Source organism: Streptomyces tuirus (assembly GCF_014701095.1).
GTDB lineage: Bacteria > Actinomycetota > Actinomycetes > Streptomycetales > Streptomycetaceae > Streptomyces > Streptomyces tuirus.
In genome coordinates this window covers 482,284-500,773 of sequence record NZ_AP023439.1, presented here as the reverse complement: position 1 = coordinate 500,773, position 18,490 = coordinate 482,284, and the positions used below count along the sequence as shown (strand labels likewise).

Genomic DNA, 18,490 nt, shown 5'->3' with positions numbered 1-18,490 from the left:
AGTTCCCCGCGCCCCTGAGCGGCGCTTCCCCCCAACCTCTTTCAAAAGGAATCCGTCATGCGTAAGTCGACTCTCCGCCGCAGTTGTGCTGCCCTCGCCACGGCCACCTCCCTCGCCTTGGCCCTCACCGCCTGCGGCGGCACCACCAAGAAGGACGTCGCGAACGAGGGCGGCAGCGCCGCCACCGCCGGCAAGGCCGACCCGAACGCGGCCACCAAGAAGGGCCTCACCGTCGGGTTCCTGCCCAAGCAGGTCAACAACCCGTACTTCACCAGCGCCGACAAGGGTGGCGAGAAGGCGCTGAAGGAGCTGGGCTCCAGCTACAAGGAGGTCGGGCCGTCCAGCGCGACCGACACCGCCGGGCAGGTCTCCTACGTCAACACGCTCACCCAGCAGCAGGTCGACGCGATGGCCGTGTCGGCGCAGGACCCGGGGGCGCTGTGCACCGCGCTCAAGCAGGCCATGAAGAACGGCATCAAGGTCGTCACCTACGACTCCGACACCACGGCCGACTGCCGCAACGCCTTCGTCTCGCAGGCCTCCGCCGAGGACCTGGGCCGTACCGAGGTGCAGCTGCTCGCCGAGCAGATCGACTACAAGGGCGAGATCGCGATCCTGTCCGCCGCGCAGACCGCGACGAACCAGAACACCTGGATCGACTTCATGAAGGACGAGCTGAAGAAGCCCGAGTACAAGAACATGAAGCTGGTGAAGACCGCCTACGGCAACGACGACGCCCAGCAGTCCTTCCAGCAGACCCAGGGCCTGCTCCAGGAGTACCCGAACCTCAAGGGGATCATCTCCCCGACCACCGTCGGCATCAAGGCCGCCGCCCAGTACCTGTCGGGCTCCAAGTACAAGGGCAAGGTCAAGCTGACCGGCCTCGGCACCCCGAACGACATGCGCAAGTACGTCAAGAACGGCACCGTCGAGGCGTTCGAGCTGTGGGACCCGGCCAAGCTCGGAGAGCTGGCCGCCCGTACCGCCGTCGCCCTGTCCTCCGGGCAGATCACCGGCAAGGAGGGCGAGACCTTCAGGGCCGGCTCCATGGGCGAGTACACCATCGGCAAGGACGGCGTGATCAGCCTCGGCAAGCCGACCGTGTTCGACGCGAAGAACATCGACCAGTTCAACTTCTAGACCCCGGGAGGTCGTTGATGCAGCGCGTGTGCTTCCTGCTGAAGGTCCGGGCGGAGCGCCTCGACGAGTACCGCGAGCGGCACGCCGCGGTCTGGCCCGAGATGCTGAACGCACTCTCGGAGACCGGCTGGCACAACTACTCGCTCTTCCTGCGCGAGGACGGACTGCTCGTCGGCTACCTCGAGACCGAGGACTTCGCCGCCGCCCGGACCGCCATGGCAGCCACCGACGTCAACTCCCGCTGGCAGGCGGAGATGGCGCCGTTCTTCGAGTCGCTGGACGGCGCCCGGCCCGACGCGGCCATGAAACCGCTCACCGAAGTGTTCCACCTGGCATGACCATGGAGTCCACGAAATGCACAGACGTACGCTGCTGGCCGCCGCCCTCGCGGGAGCGGTGGTGACCCCCGCCCTCGCTTCCGGCACCGCGCGGGCCGCCGACCCCGGCCCCTCCGTCACCCGGACCGGCACCACCACGCTCGACGGCCAGGCGATCTTCTTCGTGTCGTACGACGGTCTGGTCAACAACAACGCGTTCCAGAAGAACGGCCTGCTGACCTACAAGGGCTACCAGTACGCCGTCTGGTACACCGCCGACCGGAACGCCGTCGTCGGCCGCAGGGTCCTCGGCGGGAACACCTGGTCCACCGTGAAGGTCGGGCACACCCTCAAGGCGAACGACTCCCACAACGTCATCTCCATGGGCGTCTCCAAGGTCGACGGCCGGCTGCACCTCACCATGGACTCCCACAGCGACGGCTTCACCTACGTCAAGTCCGTCGCCGGACTCATGTACGACCCCGCGGGGCTGAGCTGGACCGCGAGCCGCTTCGGGGCGCCCCGGGCGACCCTGGACGGGGTGGCGCTCACCTCGCAGTTCACCTATCCGCAGTTCGTCTCGACGCCCGACGGCAGGCTCCAGCTGAGCTACCGCGCCGCCGTCTCCGGCAACGGCCGCAACGCCCTCGCCGAGTACGACGGCACCAAGTGGACCGACCTCGGCGAGTGGTCCGCCTCCACCGGCACGTACACCAGCGAGCACGGCTCCTCGACGGCCCGCAACATGTACCTGCACGGCATCGACTACGACCGGAACGGGCGCCTGCACTCCTTCTTCACCTGGCGGGAGCAGAACGGCGCCGTGATGTGTGACGGCGGCGGCATCACCAACCACGACACCGGCTACGTCTACTCCGACGACCGCGGCCGCACCTGGCGCAACGACGCCGGGACCGTCGTGGGTGTGACGGGCGGCTCCGACAAGGTGTCCGTGACCGACGCCGGCCTGGTGATCGACCCGCTCGACCCGGACCACTCCCTGATGAACCAGGAGAGCCAGTTCACCGACTCCGCGGGCCGGCCGCACGCGATCATCTCCTACGTACCCGGCCGGTTCGGCCAGTGCACCACGAACTACGTCGCGGACCGCACCGCCAACGGCCGCGCCTTCCACGTCCGCAAGAACGCCGCCGGCACCTGGCAGAAGACCGAGATACCGGTCCCGCTGAACTCCAGCCAGCGCACCAAGCTGGTCCTGGACAGGTACGACAACGCGTACGCGGTCTTCCCGTTCGGCCGGATCGCCGCGGCCTCCGCCGCCTCGGGGTACACGGACTGGAGGATCCTCTTCGACGGCAGCGGACTCAACGCCTTCGGCGAGGTCGTCATCGACGAGACGCGGGTCGCGCAGGACGGGGTGCTGTCGTTCATGTACCAGGAGAAATCCAGCGGCACGACGCCCTCGGGGCTGCACGTGACGGACTTCCGTCTGCCCGCCTGACCGCATCCGGTTCCCGGGGCGGCCTGCCGGTAACGTGAGCCCGCCCCGGCCGCCCCCTCGTCTCCCCTCTGGAGGTCCCTGCCCGATGGCCCAGTCGGTGGGTATCAAGGACGTCGCCCGCGTCGCCGGAGTCTCCGTCGGCACGGTCTCCAACGTGATCAACCGCCCGGACACGGTCGCCACCGAGACCCGGGCCCGCGTGCTGTCCGCGATCGACCGGCTCGGCTACGTCCGCAGCGAGTCCGCCCGCCAGCTGCGCGCGGGCCGCAGCCGCATCATGGGGCTGCTCGTCCTCGACATGGGCAACCCCTTCTTCGTCGACGTGGCGCGCGGCGCCGAGCGGGCCGCCCGCCGGGCCGGACTCGGTGTGATGGTCTGCAACAGCGACCAGAACCCGGGCGAGGAGGCCGAGTACCTGTCGCTCTTCGCCGAGCAGCGGGTGCGCGGCGTGCTGCTCACCCCGGCCGACGCCACCGGCCGCAACATCGAGGCGTTCCGCCGGCACAACATCCCGTTCGTCCTGGTCGACCGGGTCGCCGAGGGCACCACCGAGTGCTCGGTCTCCGTCGACGACGTGGCCGGCGGCGCCCTCGCGGTACGCCACCTCGTCGACGCCGGGCACCGCTCCCTCGCGTACGTCAGCGGCCCGCCCGGCCTCAACCAGGTCCGCGACCGGCGTACGGGCGCCCTGGAGGCGCTCGCCGAGGCCGGTCTCGGCCCCGACGCGCTGCGCGAGCTGCCCACCGAACGGCTGGACGTCGCCGCCGGCCGTGACGCCGGGGCCCGGCTGCTGGGCCTGGCCGACCGGCCCACCGCCGTGTTCTGCGCCAACGACCTGCTCGCCCTCGGCGTTCTGCAGGCCATGTACGCGGCCGGCGTCGGCGTCCCCGACGACCTCGCCATCGTCGGCTACGACGACATCGAGTTCGCCGCCGCCGCGGCCGTCCCGCTCACCTCGGTGCGGCAGCCCGCCGTCACCATGGGAGCCATGGCCGCCGACCTGCTCCTGGAGGAGACGGAGGAGGAGGGCGCGGCGCGCGCCCACGAGCACCGCAGGGTCGTCCTCCAGCCCGAGCTGGTGGTCCGCCGCTCCAGCCTGTCCGCCCGCTGAGCCCGAACGAGCCTGAACGGTCGTTCAGCAAGATTTCATGATCGAAGGGCTCACCCGCGAACGATCGCTGTGATGAACTGGGACGCGGTCCGAAAATCCGTCCGTCCCGGGAGCCCTGTTGACCGTCAGCTACCGCCAGCCCGGAGTCGTCCTCACCGACCGCCGCTTCACCGTCCCCCTCGACCACGACCGCCCCGCTGGCGAGACGATCGAGCTGTACGCCCGCGAGGTCGTCGCGAGCGACAAGGCGCACCAGGATCTCCCATGGCTGCTCTACCTCCAGGGCGGCCCCGGCTTCGGCGCGGACCGCTCCGTCGGCCGGCCGGGCTGGCTGGGCCGGGCCCTGAAGGAGTACCGCGTCCTGCTGCTCGACCAGCGCGGCACCGGCCACAGCACTCCCGCCAACCGCCAGACGCTCCCGCTGCGCGGCGGCCCTGCCGAGCAGGCCGGCTACCTCACGCACTTCCGTGCCGACGCGATCGTCCGCGACTGCGAGGCCATCCGCGCCGAGCTCACCGGCGGCAAGCCCTGGACCGTCCTCGGCCAGAGCTTCGGCGGCTTCTGCGTCACCAGCTATCTGTCCCTCGCCCCCGAGGGCCTGGCGACGGCCGTGATCACCGGCGGCCTGCCTTCGCTGGACGCCCACGCCGACGACGTCTACCGGGCCGCCTTCCCCCGCATCGAACGCAAGGTCGCCGCCCACTACGCCCGCTATCCGCAGGACGCCGAGCGCGCCCGCCACATCGCCGAGCACCTGCTGCACCAGGACGTGGTCCTGCCGAACGGCTACCGGCTCACCGTCGAGGCCTTCCAGTCCCTCGGCATCGCCCTCGGCACCGGTGACGGCACCCACCGGCTCCACTACCTCCTGGAGAACGCCTTCGTCCGCACCCCGCAGGGCTCCACACTCTCCGACGCCTTCCAGGAGCAGGTGCAGGCCATGCTCTCCTACGCCCGCCACCCGCTGTACGCCCTGGTCCACGAGTCGATCTACGGCCAGGACGCCCGGCCCACGGCCTGGTCCGCCGAGCGGGTCCGCGCCGAGTTCCCGCAGTTCGACGCCGCCAAGGCCCTCGCGGGCGACGAGCCTCTGCTGTTCACAGGAGAATCGATTCACCCCTGGATGTTCGACTGCGACCCGGCGCTGCGCCCGCTGCGGGAGACCGCCGGGCTGCTGGCCGCCCGCACCGACTGGACGCCCCTGTACGACCCCGCCCGGCTCGCCGCCAACACCGTGCCGGTGGTGGCCGCCGTCTACCACGACGACATGTACGTCGACACGGCCCACTCCCTGCGCACCGCCCGTACGATCCAGGGCCTGCGCACCTGGATCACGGACGAGTTCGAGCACGACGGCATCCGCGCCGGCGGCCCCCGGGTCCTCGACCGGCTGCTGGCGCTCGTACGGGGCGAGGCCTGATGCCGTGCCGTACGCCCGGTGATGTCGGTGGCGCGGATTAGTCTGCGGGCATGACGACCACTCAGCTGCAGCCCATGCCCGATGACTGGCGGCGTGCCCTCGCGGTCGTGGCGCACCCGGACGACCTCGAGTACGGCTGCTCGGCGGCGATCGCGGCCTGGACCGACGGGGGCCGCGAGGTCGCCTATGTGCTCGCGACCCGGGGCGAGGCGGGCATCGACACCCTCGAGCCCGCGCGGTGCGGGCCGCTGCGCGAGCGGGAGCAGCGGGCGAGTGCGGCGGTGGTCGGCGTGTCGGAGGTGGAGTTCCTCGACCACCAGGACGGGGTCATCGAGTACGGCATCGCCCTGCGCCGCGACATCGCCGCCGCCATCCGCCGGCACCGGCCCGAGCTGGTCATCACGCTCAACCACCGCGACACCTGGGGCGGCGTCGCCTGGAACACCCCGGACCACGTGGCCGTGGGCCGGGCCACGCTCGACGCGGCCGGCGACGCCGGCAACCGGTGGATCTTCCCCGAGCTCGTCGAGCAGGGCCTCGACCCCTGGGACGGCGTGCGCTGGGTCGCCGTCGCGGGATCCAGCACCCCCACACACGCCGTCGACGCGACGCCCGGCCTGGAGCGGGCGGTGCGCTCCCTGCTGGAACACCGCACCTACATCGAGGTGTTGACCAGCGAGGACCCCGAGACGTACGTGCGCGGTTTTCTGACGCAGCACGCCGAGAGGACGGGGGAGCGGTTCGGGGGCCGGCCGGCGGTGGCGTTCGAACTGTTCAGCAGATGATCAGCGGTTGACCGGCAGACGACGGGGGAGACCATGACAGGCAGCGAGGAACTGGCCCGCCGGTTCGAGGAGCACCGCGGACACCTCAAAGCGGTGGCCTACCGCATGCTCGGATCGCTCTCCGAGGCGGAGGACGCCATCCAGGAGGCCTGGCTCAGGCTCAGCCGCACCGACCCGGACGACATCCGGAACCTCGGCGGCTGGCTGACCACAGTGACCGGCCGGGTCTGCCTGGACATGCTGCGCTCGCGCACCGCCCGCCGCGAGGAGCCGATGGGCGACACTCAGGAGACCGTGGGGGCCTTCGTCCCGGACCCGGTGCTCCGGCCCCTGTCGCACATCGACCCGGCCGAGGAGGTGCTCCAGGCCGACTCCGTGGGCCTGGCCCTGCTCGTCGTGCTGGAGAACCTGGCGCCCGACGAACGGCTCACGTTCGTGCTGCACGACATGTTCGCCGTGCCGTTCGACGACATCGCGCCGATCGTGGAGCGCAGTGCCGCCGCGACCCGGCAGCTGGCGAGCCGCGCGCGGCGCCGGGTGCGCGGCGCGACGCCGTCGAACGAGCCCGACCTCGGCCTGCAGAAGCAGGTGCTCGACGCCTTCCTGGCCGCCTCGCGCGCGGGGGACTTCGAGGCGCTGGTGGCCCTCCTGCACCCGGATGTGCTGCTGCGGGCCGACTCGGGCGCCCTGGTACGCGGAGCGGCCGCCTCCAAGCTGGTCCGGGGCGCGAAGGCGGTGGCGGAGCAGGCGCTCATGTTCGCCCCGTTCGCACGGTCCGCGCAGCTGGTGCTGGTCAACGGCTCGGTCGGAATGATCAACACGTCGCAGGGCCGCATCCAGTCGGTCATGGGCGTGACGATCGCCGACGGCTGCATCACCGGCCTGTACATCCTGGCCGACCCCGAGCGGCTGGAACGGCTGGCGGCGCCCGGGGGCGCGGGCTGACCGCACCCGACCGATGACCTGTCATTTCGTATGCTGAACGGCATGGGAGATCATCAGGCCGAGCGGGCGGAACTGCGCGGCGACTGCGAGCGGTGTTTCGGGCTGTGCTGCGTCGCCCTGCCCTTCGCCGCCTCGGCCGACTTCGCGGTCGACAAGGCCGCCGGCACGCCCTGCCGCAACCTCCGCGAGGACCACCGCTGCGGCATCCACGCCAGGCTCCGGCAGCAGGGATTCACCGGCTGCACGGTCTACGACTGCTTCGGCGCCGGGCAGCAGGTCTCGCAGCTCACCTTCGGCGGGCAGGACTGGCGGACCGGGCCGCCGGAGCGGGCCCGCCGCATGTTCGAGGTGTTCCCGGTGGTCCGGCAGCTGCACGAGCTGCTGTGGTACCTGACCGAGGCGCTCGCCCTGCCCGCGGCCCGTCCCGTCCACGCCGAGCTGCGCAAGGCCCGCGCGAAGACCGAGGAGCTGACCGCCGGAACGCCCGAGGAGCTCGCCGGGCTTGACGTCGCGGCGCACCGCCAGGAGGTCAACGTCCTGCTGCTGAGGACGAGCGAGCTGGCCCGGGCCGGCACCAAGGGCCGCCGGAAGGACCGCCGGGGTGCGGACCTCATGGGCGCCCGCCTCAAGGGCGCCGACCTGCGCGGTGCCAGTCTCCGCGGCGCCTACCTCATCGCCGCCGACCTCACCGGCGCGGACCTGCGGGGCGCCGATCTGATCGGTGCCGACCTGCGCGACGCCGACCTCACGGACGCGGACCTGACCGGGGCGTTCTTCCTCACCCAGCCGCAGCTGAACGCGGCCCGCGGGAGTGCCGGGACCCGGCTGCCCGGATCAGTCACCCGCCCCGGGCACTGGACAGCGCGGGTCTGAGGCCGGCTCCGGCACCGCCGTGCGGCGCTCCGGCCGCAGCCTGAGGCCCTCCGGCATCAGCGTCAGCCGTTCCGTCACCCGCAGTCGGTAGGCCGGGTCGGCCCGCAGCTCGTAGCGCCGCAGCAGTAGACCGAGCACCAGCGTGGCCTCGTGCAGCGCGAACTGGCGGCCGATGCACGCCCGCGCGCCCGTCCCGAACGGCTTGAAGGTGTGCGGGGGCCGCGACCGCACGGCCTGCGCCTCGAAGCGGTCCGGGTCGAACCGCTCCGCGTCCGCGCCCCACACCTCGGGGTCCCGGTGCAGCATCGGCGTCAGCACCAGCGCCCAGGCCCCGCGCCGCATCGGATGCTCCCCGGCCAGCACCGTGTCCTCCCGGGCCTCCCGGGAGAACGCGGGCGCGGTCGGCCACAGCCGCAGCGACTCGTCCAGCACCCGGCGGACGTAGCGCAGCCGGGCCACCTGCTCGTAGGCGGGCTCCTCGGTGTCGCCCCAGACCCGGTCCACCTCCGCGCGGGCGCGGGCGGCGATCTCGGGGTGGCGGGAGAGGTAGTGCAGGGCGAAGGAGAGCGCGCCCGAGGTGGTCTCGTGCCCGGCGACGAGGAAGGTGATCACCTGACGGCGGACGTTCTGCGGCGCCAGCCGTTCCCCGGTCTCGGGGTGGGCGGTCTCCAGCATGCGGTCGAGCAGATCCCCGTTGCCGCCACCCGTGGCGCGCCGGGCCCGGACCAGTTCGTCGACCGTGTCGTTGAGGTGGGCGATGTCGGCCGCGTTGCGGCGGGTCGCGCTGCGCAGCAGCAGCGGAGCCAGTGGGAAGGGCACGGTGTTGAGCCGCTGTGCGTAGGTCAGCGTGCCCACCATCGCCGTCACGAAGGGATGCGGCCGGGAGCGCTCGAAGGACCCGAAGTCGTGCCCGAAGCCGGTGCGCGCGATCGTCTCCAGCGTCAGCTTGGTCATGTCGCCGGGCACGTCCACCGCCCGGCCGGTCGCCGCCGCCGTGTCCCAGTGCTCCGTCAGCCGCCGGGCGACGTCCAGCATCATCGGGTGGTAGCCGGCCATGGCGTCGCGGCTGAACCCGGGCGCGAGCACCTCGTGGGCCAGCTGCCAGTTCGGCTCGTGGTTGTACGCCGTGAACAGACCGTCCCCGGCGACCGGCCGCAGATTGGCCACGCCGAGCCCCACGTGCTTGGCGAACCGCGACTCGTCCGCGAGGTCGGCCGCGTGCCGGGCGCCCCACACGAACACGAACTCCTTGCCGAACGCCTTCCGCCGGAACACCGGCCCCAGCCGGCGGGCGTAGCGCAGGGAGTCCTGAAGGGGAGTGCTCCGGTTCACGCCCACCACGTCACCCAGCAGGGGGATCCGGCGCGGCGGATGCGGAATGCGGTCCAGCTCCGGCCAGCCCAGCTCGGCACTCCGGAAACCCTTGGGCTCACCGGTCCGTATCGGCGCCTGGGTCATGACGCGATCTCCCTTGGTCCTGCGGCGGGTTCGCACGTGTTGTACGTGGGTTCAATAGCGCGGTTCAGTCTGATCCGGTTGTTGAACCGACGTCAAGTAAAGTGCGGGCATGGCCGCGAACCAGGGCGGGCGCACGCGTCGCCGGCTCAGCACCGAGGAGCGCCGGGAGCAGCTTCTGTCGGTCGGGGCGCGGCTGTTCTCGGAGAGCCCCTACGACGATGTGTGGATCGAGCAGGTCGCCGAGATCGCCGGGGTGTCACGCGGGCTGCTGTACCACTACTTCCCGACCAAGCGGGACTTCTTCGCGGCGGTCGTCGAGCGTGAGAGCGAGCGCATGCTGCGCATGACGGCGGCGGTGCCCGGCGTGCCGGTCCGCGAACAACTCGCGGCCGGTCTCGGGACGTTCCTGGAGTACGTCCAGGCGCACGCGCACGGCTACCGGGCCTTCCACCGCGCCGACGCGGCCGGGGACCAGGCGGTCCGGCGGGTCTACCAGCGTGCGCTGGCCGCGCAGGAGCGGCAGATCCTCGCCGCGCTCGCCGCGGACCCGGAATTCGGGCCCGACTTCGAGGAGCGGCCGGAGGTCCGGCTGGCCGTGCGCGGCTGGCTGGCGTTCACCACGGCCGTCTGCCTGGAGTGGCTGCGCGGCACGGAGTTGGGCAGGGAGCAGGTGCGCGAGCTGTGTACACGCGCCCTGCTCGGCGTTCTCACACCCTGAGACGTCTGAAAAGAGCATGTGCCGTGGTTGGCGTGCACCCCGATCTTCGATAGGTTAGGTGAGGCTTACCTAAGGAGGTCTGGGATGGGTGACGACAGCCACAGCTGGACGGCGGCTCCCGCCGCGGCGGAGCGGGCGCGGTCGGTGCTCGCCGCCGCGTGGTCCTGCTCCGTGACCGCGGAGGGCACGCGGGAGGAGCTGGTCGGCGCGCACACCGTGGGCGAGGACGGCCGGGTGGTCGTGGAGGTGCCGGAGGACAGCGCCCTGCTCGCGGCCGCGATCTGCGCGCCCCGCGGCGAGCCGTCCGCCGTGCTGGAGTTCGCCGACGCCGCGCCCGTCCCGGTCCGGGGCCGGATCCGCTCGCGGCTGTGGCTCGCGGGCTGGTTCGCCGTCCAGGGGGAGCGGCTCGTCTTCACGCCCACGCGGGTCGTGCTGCGCCAGCCGTCCGGCTCCGTGGTCGTGGACCTCGACGAGTTCGCCACCGCCGTGCCCGACCCGCTCACCACGGCAGAGGCCCGGCTGCTCACCCATCTCGCCGACTGCCACGCCGACGCCGTCGAACGGCTCACCCGGCTCGTCGACTCCGACAGCCTGCACGGCGCGGTCCGCGTCCAGCCGCTCGCCGTCGACCGGCACGGACTGACGCTGCGCATCGAACGCGCCCGCACGCACGGCGATGTACGCCTCGCCTTCCACGCCCCCGCGGACGACGTCGCGCAGCTCACCGAGCGCATGCACATCCTGCTCGGCCAGGCCACGGCCGCGTCGTGCCCGCGGGCCCTACAGCGGCAGCGCACAGACGGCGACGGGTGAGGGGAACGATTCTCCAGCGCGCCGCAGTGCGCCGTTCGCCTCGTCCACGTGGAAGACGGTGACGGTGGAGGACTTCTGGTTCGCCGCGAAGAGCAGCGTGCCCTCCGGCGAGAAGGCGATCTGCCGGGGGAAGTCGCCGCCCACCGGCACCGTGTCCAGCAGCCGGAGCCGGGCGCCGTCCGCCTCGACGGCATAGCGGGTGAGGCTGTTGTGGCCGCGGTTGGCGAGATAGGCGTGGCGGCCGTCGGCGGTCACCAGGATCTGCGCCGGGTAGTTCGTGCCGGAACCCGTGCCCGTGGACTGCGCCTCGCCCACGGTCACCCGGCCGGAGGCCTTGTCGTACGAGCAGACCGCGACGGTGTTGTCGGCCTCGTTGGCGAGATAGGCGTACCGGCCGTCCGGGTGGAACGTGAGGTGGCGCGGGCCGGCGCCCGGCCGGGTGTGCGCCTGCGAAACCTCGGTGAGCGTGCCCGCCCTCTCGTCCAGCCGATAGGTGTAGACGGTGTCCGTGCCCAGATCGACGGCGAGGACATGGCCCCCGTCCGGGCTGGTGACGAACTGGTGGGCGTGCGGGCCCTCCTGGCCGGGGCCGGGCGGCGGACTGGTGTGCCGGACGAGGTCGGTGCGCTCACCGAGAGCGCCCGAGGCGTCGATGGGATGCACGGCCACACTGCCCGAGCCGTAGTTCGCGCTGAGCAGCCAGCGCCCGCCCGGATGCACCGACAGATGGCAGGGCGCCGCCCCGCCGGTGCTCCGGCTGCCCAGCACCTTCCGGTCGGACAGCCGGACGGCGGTCACCGCGCCGTCGTCGCGCTCGTCCACCGCGTACAGCGTGCCGCGGTCCGGGTGGATCGCGAGATACGAAGGGTCGCCGACGCCGGGGATCGTGCCGGTGCCGGTGATCCGGCCCGTCGCCGCGTCGTACGTGGCCAGGCCGATGCCCTTGCCGCCGCCCTCGACGGACGTGTACGTGCCGAGGTAGAGCGGGCGGGGCCCGGAGGGGCGGCGGGCCTCCCGCGACGCTGTGGGCTCCGGGGCGGTGGCCGGAGTCGTCGCGGGCGCGGGCGCGTTGTCACAGGACGGCAGCGCCGCCGCGGCGGTCCCGCCCGCCAGTGCGCCGACGAATCGGCGCCTGCTCCAGCCACCACTGTCCATGTCGCCCCTCAGGTCGTCACCGGTCCCCGTCGTGACAGCCACCCTGGCGTTTCCCGGCCCCCGCGTGCAACCACGGCCGGGGGCGTTGCGTGAGAAGCAACCCGCCCCGGCGGTCCGGCAGTCCGGCCGGGACCCGCCCCGGGCCGGTCACCAGTCCCCGTCCTCGACCGGCTTGCCCGGGGCGTCCTTCAGCTGCCGCGTCTGGCCCGGCGTGGGCGGCTGCCAGGGCTCGTGGTCGTCGCCGAGCCAGTCGCCGACCGGCTTCACGGACTGGAGCGTGTCGGTGGGGGCCAGGTCCTGCGCCTCGTCGTCGTAGTAGTCGAACCAGGGCAGGCCCGCCCTCGTGTACGCGGCCCGGTCCACCGGCGACGGCGGCGCTGCCTCGCCGGTGGTGCGGCGCCACTCCGGCGGCGTCACCAGATGCACGAAGACCCGGCCCGCCGGCCGCTGCGACCAGTCCGAGAGCGGCCGGTCGTCCTGGTAGACCTCCTGCCGCATGGAACCGCCGACGCCCAGACCCATGGCGGCGGCCGCGCGCGGAGCGCTCGCCGGTGCCGCGGGCGCGGCACCGGGGGCCGGCGGGGCCGCACCGGTCGCGGGGGGTGCCGGGACGGCGCCCGGCGCCGGCGGGGCCGCCATCGGCATCGCGGCGCCGTAGGCACCGGGCGCGAGCGCACCGTACCCACCGGCGGCAGGGCCGCCGAACGCGGTCGGCGTCGCGGCGCCGTAGCCGCCCGGCGGTGCGGGAGCCGGGGGCACCTGCCGCCGCCGCTCCTCCTCACGCCACCGCGCCAGTGCCCGGTCGGTCAGCGCGAAGGACTGCAACTGCACGCCGCCCCACACCTCCTCGCCCGTGACCTGCCCCTCGACGGTGGCGCCCAGGCCGAGCGGCACGGCCACGAACTGCCGGACCGTGCCCGTGCCGGAGTTGATGCCGTCCAGCCAGGGCTGGCGGGGCAGCACCACATAGTTCTGCGGGCCGCGGCCCGGGCGGTCGCTCCAGGGCCGGCCCGAGACCGCGCATACCTTTCCGACGCCGACCTGGAGCGCGGCCGGCTCCGAGGTGCCCGCGAAGCTCAGCCACATCGCCTCGCGCAGATACACCGGCAGCATCACACCGCCGCGCGCCCGCCACGCCTCGGGAACCCTGTCCGCGTAGTCCGCGACCCGTCGCACCGGGAACTCCCCGAGACCGGGCGGCAGCGGATGGGTGCCGCTCTCCGGCAGGCGCAGGGTGCGGATGAACCGCACCGCGACCCCGCCCGGCAGCCGCAGTGTGTTCCCGTCGATCCGCACGGTCGTGTCGGCCATCGGCCCGCTCCTCGCATCCGGGTGCCGGCCCCCTGCCGGCGTTCCCCTCAGCGAGAACGCCCTTCGAACCCCGCGCGGTTCCGCCACAGCTCTTCCGTGACGCCGAGCCGCTCCCGCAGCTGCGTCAGACGGGGCATCCGGGCGCGCTGCTCGCGCGACACGCGGTCCAGCTCCTCGAACAGGCGCCGGGTGCGGTGCTCGGTGTCGAGCTCGTCGAGGATGCGGTTGACCTCCGTCACCACGGCTCCCGGCAGCTGCCAGTGATCGGGGTTGCGCTCGGCTTCCTCGCGCAGCAGCAGGGCCAGCTTGTCGCGGGTGCCCGCAGCGGTGCGCAGTTCCGTGGCGAGACGCTCCTCCGCCGACTCCGCGCTCGCGCTGAGGTGGGTGGTGACCAGCACCGCGAAACTCACCACGGCGTCGGCGATCTCGGACAGCACCTGTTCCAGGGCGGCGCCCGTCTCGGCTTCGAACAGCGGCTCGGGTGCCCGCGCCTTCGCCAGGTCGGTGAGGGAGCGGGCGAGTACCCGCAGGACGACCGTGCAGATCTCCAGCGTGTCCAGGCCGGTGCGCATCACGACCCGGTGCAGCACGCTGTCGTGCACGCGCGGGTTGAGCCGCAGACTGTCCTCGGCCTGCCGCAGGGCCGCGTCCACCTCGACGATCTCGTGGTCCAGCCGGCGCGCCTCGTGCAGCTGCATCTCCGCGCGGTCCACGGGTGTGCCGCGGGCCGCCCCCTCGCCCATGCGCAGCATCAGCTGCCGCAGGCGGCGTGCCAGGCCGTCGATCGACTCGCCCGCCTCCTCCACCCATACCGGCGGGGCCAGCAGCAGGTTGCAGGCGAGCCCGACGACCGCGCCGATCAGCGTCTCCACCACCCGCGCCCACGCGTACTCCCCGACGCTGGTCACGCCGAGGACGAGCATCGCGCTGATCGCGACCTCGGGGACGTACTCCTCCACCCGGACCAGCCGACCCACCACCAGCGAGGCCAGCAGGAGCAGGGCGAGGCTCCACCAGGTCAGGCCCACCAGCAGGCTGAACGCGATGGCGACGAGGACGCCGGTCACCACGGCGTTCACCCGCCGGAAGCCGTTGGTGATCGTGGCGTACAGGGTCACCTGGACGACCAGCAGCGCCGTCAGGGGGGCGGTGAGAGGGGCCGGCTCGGGGCTCAGGCGCAGCGCGATGACGTAGGCGATCGTCGCGGCGAACGCGGACCGCAGCGTCTGGACGACCACGGGATCACGACGCTTCCTCACGATCCGCTCGGCGGGCGCCCTCCACTCACTTACCTCTCGCATCCTGGGGCTGTTCCCCTTCCCGGCGCATCGAACGCATCCGTCGAACACATCCATGAAGGACGCTCATGAAGGACGTTAGCGCCGGGGCAAACCACGGGCGACCGAGGGGATCAGGCGTACACCTTGTCGAGGAAGGCGGCCAGACGGCCCGTGGTCCGCTCGATCTGCTCCTCCACGGTGAGGCTCTCCTCGAACCGGGACCCGGCCTCGAGCGCCTTCTTCCCGCGGATGTACAGGGAGCAGGCGAGGTCGGTGCACATGTACGCCCCGACGGAGTTGCCCTCGCGTCCGGCCGCTCCCGCCTTCCGTGCCGTCATCAGCGCGACCCCGCCCCGCGGGTGCGTCGTCAGGCACAGCGAACACATGCTGCGCTGCAGGAACCCGCGCTGCGCGGCCTGGAACCGCATCGACACGCCCACCAGCCGCCCAGCCCGCCCGGTGACCAGATAGCTCCGGTCGGGCGCTCCCGGATCACGCCACCCGAGGAAGTCGAGATCGGCCCAGGGACGCTCGTCGAGGTCCCGGGGCACGGCCAGGCGCTTGGCCTCGCCCTTGGAGCAGTTGATGAAAGAGGCGCGGATGTCCTGCTCGGTGAGCGGCTGCACGGGGGCTCCTGAGAGTGATCGTCGCGAAACCTAGGGGGTCTAGGTTCTGGGGGCCAGGTCAGGTTAGACACGAGTGACGCGAGGGGCCAGCGGATTTCCGTCACCCGCCCTGTCGGCCCGGCTGTTAGATCACATCGTGAAATAAGGGTTGGAGAATGTCGCGCCGGGCCCGGCCCCGACGGTATGTTGCAGGTCGGACAGGGGATGCGAGGAGAGTCACATGGCGGCGCGGAACGGGCGCACGGTACGCGATCTCAGGCGGGCCAACCGCACGGCCGTGCTGCAGAGGCTCTACTTCGACGGCCCGCTCAGCCGCTTCGAACTCGGCCCGGTCACCGGCCTGAGCTCCGGTTCCGTCAGCAACGTCGTCGCGGACCTGGTCGCCGACGGGCTGGTCGAGGAGGCCGGCAGCGTCGACTCCGACGGCGGCCGCCCGCGCACCCTGCTGCGGGTCGCGCCCGGCAGCGGCCACATGATCGGCGTCGACGTCGGCGAGACCCGGGTCCGCGTCGAGCTCTTCGACCTCACCCTCACCGAACTCGCCCGCGTCGAGCGCCCGCTGTCGCCGCAGCGGTACGAGGTCGAGGCCATCGTCGACCACATCCGCCAGGGCATCGCCGAAGTCCTGGACACCGCCGGCCTCGCGCCCGAGCGGCTCCTCGGCGTCGGCATCGGTGTCCCCGGCATCGTCGAGCGCACCGCGGACCGCGGCGCACTCGTGCACGGGCAGACCATCGGCTGGGACGCCGTCCCGCTGGAGGCCCTGCTGCGCGCCGGTTCCCCGCTGCCGGACACCGTCCCGTACTTCATCGACAACGGCGCCAAGACGCTGGGCCAGGCCGAGATGTGGTTCGGTGCCGGACGCGGCGCCCGCAACGCCGTCGTGGTGCTGTTCGGCTCCGGCGTCGGCGCCAGCCTCGTCACCCCCGACGTGGACCAGGGCCGCGCCGTCGAGTGGGGGCATCTGACCGTGCGCGTGCGGGGCCGCCGCTGCCGGTGCGGTGCGCTCGGCTGTCTGGAGGCGTACGCGGGCGCCGAGTCGCTGCTCGCCCGCTGGCGGGAGGAGGGCGGCCGCGTCCCGGACGGCACCGACGAGGAGACCGCCCTCACCACGATGCTCGCCGCGGCCCACCCCGCCGAGGGCGCCGCCGCCGACCCCGTCGCGCTGGCCGTCCTGGAGGAGACCGCCGAGTACCTCGGGGCGGGCCTGTCCGACCTGATCAACCTCTTCCAGCCCGAGCGCATCCTCATCGGCGGCTGGGCGGGCCTGGCGCTCGGCTCGCGGTTCCTGCCCGCCGTACGCCGCCACGCCATGTCGTACGCGCTGCGCCACCCCGCCGGGAAGGTGACCGTCGACCTCGGCAGGCTCGGGCCCGACGCGGTGACGATCGGCGCGGCGATCCTGCCGCTCGCCGACTTCTTCGCCCGCGGCGGACGGCGCCCCGACCCGGCACCGGAGTACCCGGTCCCGGCCTGGCGCACGGCACTTCAGGAGCGGACGCCGCGCTGAGGTTTCGCCGATCACCGCGGAGGTACTCGCGTGACGCCCGGACCACAGAAGGGAGCACGCCGTGACCGACCACCGCCTCGAAGGACCCGGTGAGAACGGTGAGCCCATCCCGCGGGACATGCCGGACCAGCAGGCCGACGACGGCGAGGACCCGTGGGAGGTCGCCCCGCGCTTCACGGGCACCGACGGCAACGACACGCGGCAGAACGACGACGAGACCGACGAGCCCGCCGACGACGTCCCCGACACGGACGAAGCGGGGACGGGCCGGCGAGGAGCACCGCGCTCGGGAACGGATCAGACCGAGCACCCGGTGCCTGACGAGCCCTCCGCCTGAGGAGGGCATCCCACCGAGGGCCGCAGCCGGCTGTGGGGGTCGGCTGCGGCCCTCGGGCATGTCCGGATCACGGAGCGGCACGCCCGGGCCGCCCGGGAGAAGGTCCGGATCACGGGGAGCGGTATGCCCGGGCCGCCTTGGAGAGAGCGCCCGAGCCGCCGGGAGTGCGCCCGGGCCGCCGGAAGTGCGCCCCGCTCAGCCCACCTTGCGTCCCCGCATCGGCTCCGTACGCGCCCCCGCCCCCTCATTCAGGCCCAGCAGGAACTCCTCCAGCACCTCAGGGGCGGTGTGCTCGGGCTGCCAGCCGAGTTCCGTGCGCGCACGCGTGCAGTCCATCAGCGGCAGCCGCAGCACCGCGTCGAACAAGTGCGGAGAGGCGGGCAGCAGATGCAGGCCCCAGGCCGCGGCGATCGCCGACCGGACCGCCGTGCGGGGCAGCCGCACCGGGCGCGCGTCGAACATCTCGCCCAGCAGCCGGGCGTCGACCGGCGGGTCGGCCGCCAGGTTGAAGGCGCCCCGCACGCCGGAAAGCAGCGCCAGCCGGTACGCGTTCGCCGCGTCGTCCGTGTGCAGGGCCTGCACCCGCAGCCCCGGGACGTCGGGAAGGAAGGGCAGCAGCTCCGGTCGGGCCAGCGGGCCGGGCAGGAAGCGGCCGCCGAAGATGCGGCGCTGCTCGCTCGCCGATTCCCGCCGGAAGAGGAAGGCGGGCCGCATCCGCACCACCCGCGTCTCGGGCCGGTCGCGCTCGAACGTGTCCAGCGCACGCTCCAGATAGGCCTTCTCCCGGCAGTACGCGGCACCCGGCCAGCCGTGCGTCGGCCATGACTCGTCGACGGCCTCGTCCTTCGGACCGGGGGAGTACGCGCCGACCGACGAGGCGTGCACCAGCGCCGGCACATCCGCGGCGGCGACCGCCTCGAGGACGCGCATGCTGCCGAGGACGTTCGTGCGCCAGGTCGCGGCCGGGTCGTGCGTCGGCTGGAACGCCCAGGCCAGATGGACCACCGCGTCGGCGCCCGCGAACCGCTCCACCAGATCGGACCGCTCGGAGGCGAGGTCGACGGCGGCCCAGTCCGTCTTCGGGGGCGACCAGTCCGGGATCCGCCGGGCCAGGCCCAGCACGGAGGCGACCTCCGGGTCCTCCGACAAGGCGCGCACCACGCTCGTGCCGACGTTTCCGGTGGCGCCCGTGACGACGACTCTCATGCCCGTTGCGCTGCTCACCTTGC

Annotated in this window: 18 protein-coding genes; 12 read left to right on the top strand and 6 right to left on the bottom strand. The window is 72.7% G+C overall.

The annotated features are described in order from the left end of the window. Positions 1-57 precede the first annotated feature (57 nt). From rhaS to IGS69_RS02355, 8 genes are all read left to right on the top strand, one after another. A complete protein-coding gene (gene rhaS, locus IGS69_RS02390) occupies positions 58-1,140 on the top strand; it encodes a rhamnose ABC transporter substrate-binding protein (RefSeq protein ID WP_190896486.1) in 1,083 nt (360 codons plus the stop codon). A 17-nt stretch (positions 1,141-1,157) separates the two neighbouring features. Next, on the top strand, positions 1,158-1,478 hold the full coding sequence (locus tag IGS69_RS02385; RefSeq protein WP_190896484.1) for an L-rhamnose mutarotase: 321 nt from the start codon (positions 1,158-1,160) through the stop codon (positions 1,476-1,478). A 16-nt stretch (positions 1,479-1,494) separates the two neighbouring features. Next, a complete protein-coding gene (locus IGS69_RS02380) occupies positions 1,495-2,919 on the top strand; it encodes a BNR repeat-containing protein (RefSeq protein WP_190896482.1) in 1,425 nt (474 codons plus the stop codon). A gap of 85 nt (positions 2,920-3,004) precedes the next feature. Continuing rightward, entirely contained in the window at positions 3,005-4,030 is a 1,026-nt protein-coding gene (locus IGS69_RS02375) for a LacI family DNA-binding transcriptional regulator (protein WP_190896480.1), read from the top strand. 118 nt (positions 4,031-4,148) lie between these two features. After that, on the top strand, positions 4,149-5,450 hold the full coding sequence (locus IGS69_RS02370; protein ID WP_190896478.1) for an alpha/beta fold hydrolase: 1,302 nt from the start codon (positions 4,149-4,151) through the stop codon (positions 5,448-5,450). Positions 5,451-5,500: 50 nt separating this feature from the next. Continuing rightward, positions 5,501-6,235 (top strand): PIG-L deacetylase family protein, encoded by a 735-nt coding sequence (locus IGS69_RS02365; protein WP_190896476.1) that lies wholly within the window; start codon positions 5,501-5,503, stop codon positions 6,233-6,235. A gap of 33 nt (positions 6,236-6,268) precedes the next feature. Then, the gene (gene sigJ, locus IGS69_RS02360) at positions 6,269-7,180 is read left to right on the top strand and encodes an RNA polymerase sigma factor SigJ (protein ID WP_190896474.1); all 912 of its coding nucleotides are present in this window, start codon (positions 6,269-6,271) and stop codon (positions 7,178-7,180) included. Between the two features lie 30 nt (positions 7,181-7,210). Beyond that, a complete protein-coding gene (locus IGS69_RS02355; protein WP_190896472.1) occupies positions 7,211-8,053 on the top strand; it encodes a pentapeptide repeat-containing protein in 843 nt (280 codons plus the stop codon). On the opposite strand, the gene IGS69_RS02350 is transcribed toward IGS69_RS02355, so the two are convergent. Further along, positions 8,015-9,511 (bottom strand): cytochrome P450, encoded by a 1,497-nt coding sequence (locus tag IGS69_RS02350; protein WP_190896470.1) that lies wholly within the window; start codon positions 9,509-9,511, stop codon positions 8,015-8,017. The two genes, IGS69_RS02355 and IGS69_RS02350, sit on opposite strands and share 39 nt — an antisense overlap. Positions 9,512-9,620: 109 nt before the next feature. Here IGS69_RS02350 and IGS69_RS02345 point away from each other — a divergent pair, with 109 nt between their 5' ends. Together IGS69_RS02345 and IGS69_RS02340 are read left to right on the top strand one after the other, a co-directional pair. Next, positions 9,621-10,229 (top strand): TetR/AcrR family transcriptional regulator, encoded by a 609-nt coding sequence (locus IGS69_RS02345; protein WP_190896469.1) that lies wholly within the window; start codon positions 9,621-9,623, stop codon positions 10,227-10,229. Positions 10,230-10,313: 84 nt separating this feature from the next. Further along, positions 10,314-11,042 carry a DUF2470 domain-containing protein gene (locus IGS69_RS02340; protein WP_190896467.1) on the top strand — a complete coding sequence of 243 codons (729 nt, stop codon included), beginning with the start codon at positions 10,314-10,316 and terminating at the stop codon, positions 11,040-11,042. Here the strand turns inward: IGS69_RS02340 and IGS69_RS02335 are convergent. The 4 genes from IGS69_RS02335 to IGS69_RS02320 all read right to left on the bottom strand — a co-directional run bounded on the left by IGS69_RS02335 (position 11,010) and on the right by IGS69_RS02320 (position 15,414). Continuing rightward, positions 11,010-12,197: a lactonase family protein gene (locus tag IGS69_RS02335; protein ID WP_190904351.1), complete on the bottom strand. Its 1,188-nt coding sequence runs from the start codon at positions 12,195-12,197 to the stop codon at positions 11,010-11,012. The two genes, IGS69_RS02340 and IGS69_RS02335, sit on opposite strands and share 33 nt — an antisense overlap. Before the next feature lie 147 nt (positions 12,198-12,344). After that, positions 12,345-13,508: a hypothetical protein gene (locus IGS69_RS02330; protein WP_190896465.1), complete on the bottom strand. Its 1,164-nt coding sequence runs from the start codon at positions 13,506-13,508 to the stop codon at positions 12,345-12,347. Between the two features lie 47 nt (positions 13,509-13,555). Next, the gene (locus IGS69_RS02325; RefSeq protein WP_190896463.1) at positions 13,556-14,809 is read right to left on the bottom strand and encodes an FUSC family protein; all 1,254 of its coding nucleotides are present in this window, start codon (positions 14,807-14,809) and stop codon (positions 13,556-13,558) included. Between the two features lie 110 nt (positions 14,810-14,919). Further along, positions 14,920-15,414, bottom strand: a complete 495-nt coding sequence (locus IGS69_RS02320) for an FBP domain-containing protein (RefSeq protein WP_190896461.1) — start codon at positions 15,412-15,414, stop codon at positions 14,920-14,922. A 220-nt stretch (positions 15,415-15,634) separates the two neighbouring features. On the opposite strand from IGS69_RS02320, the gene IGS69_RS02315 reads away from it, so the two are divergent. Together IGS69_RS02315 and IGS69_RS02310 are read left to right on the top strand one after the other, a co-directional pair. After that, positions 15,635-16,924, top strand: coding sequence for an ROK family transcriptional regulator (locus IGS69_RS02315; protein ID WP_190896459.1), 1,290 nt, complete (start codon positions 15,635-15,637; stop codon positions 16,922-16,924). A 61-nt stretch (positions 16,925-16,985) separates the two neighbouring features. Beyond that, entirely contained in the window at positions 16,986-17,261 is a 276-nt protein-coding gene (locus IGS69_RS02310; RefSeq protein ID WP_190896457.1) for a hypothetical protein, read from the top strand. A 195-nt stretch (positions 17,262-17,456) separates the two neighbouring features. Here IGS69_RS02310 and IGS69_RS02305 read toward each other — a convergent pair whose 3' ends face one another. After that, the gene (locus tag IGS69_RS02305; protein WP_190896455.1) at positions 17,457-18,485 is read right to left on the bottom strand and encodes an SDR family oxidoreductase; all 1,029 of its coding nucleotides are present in this window, start codon (positions 18,483-18,485) and stop codon (positions 17,457-17,459) included. Positions 18,486-18,490: the final 5 nt, after the last annotated feature.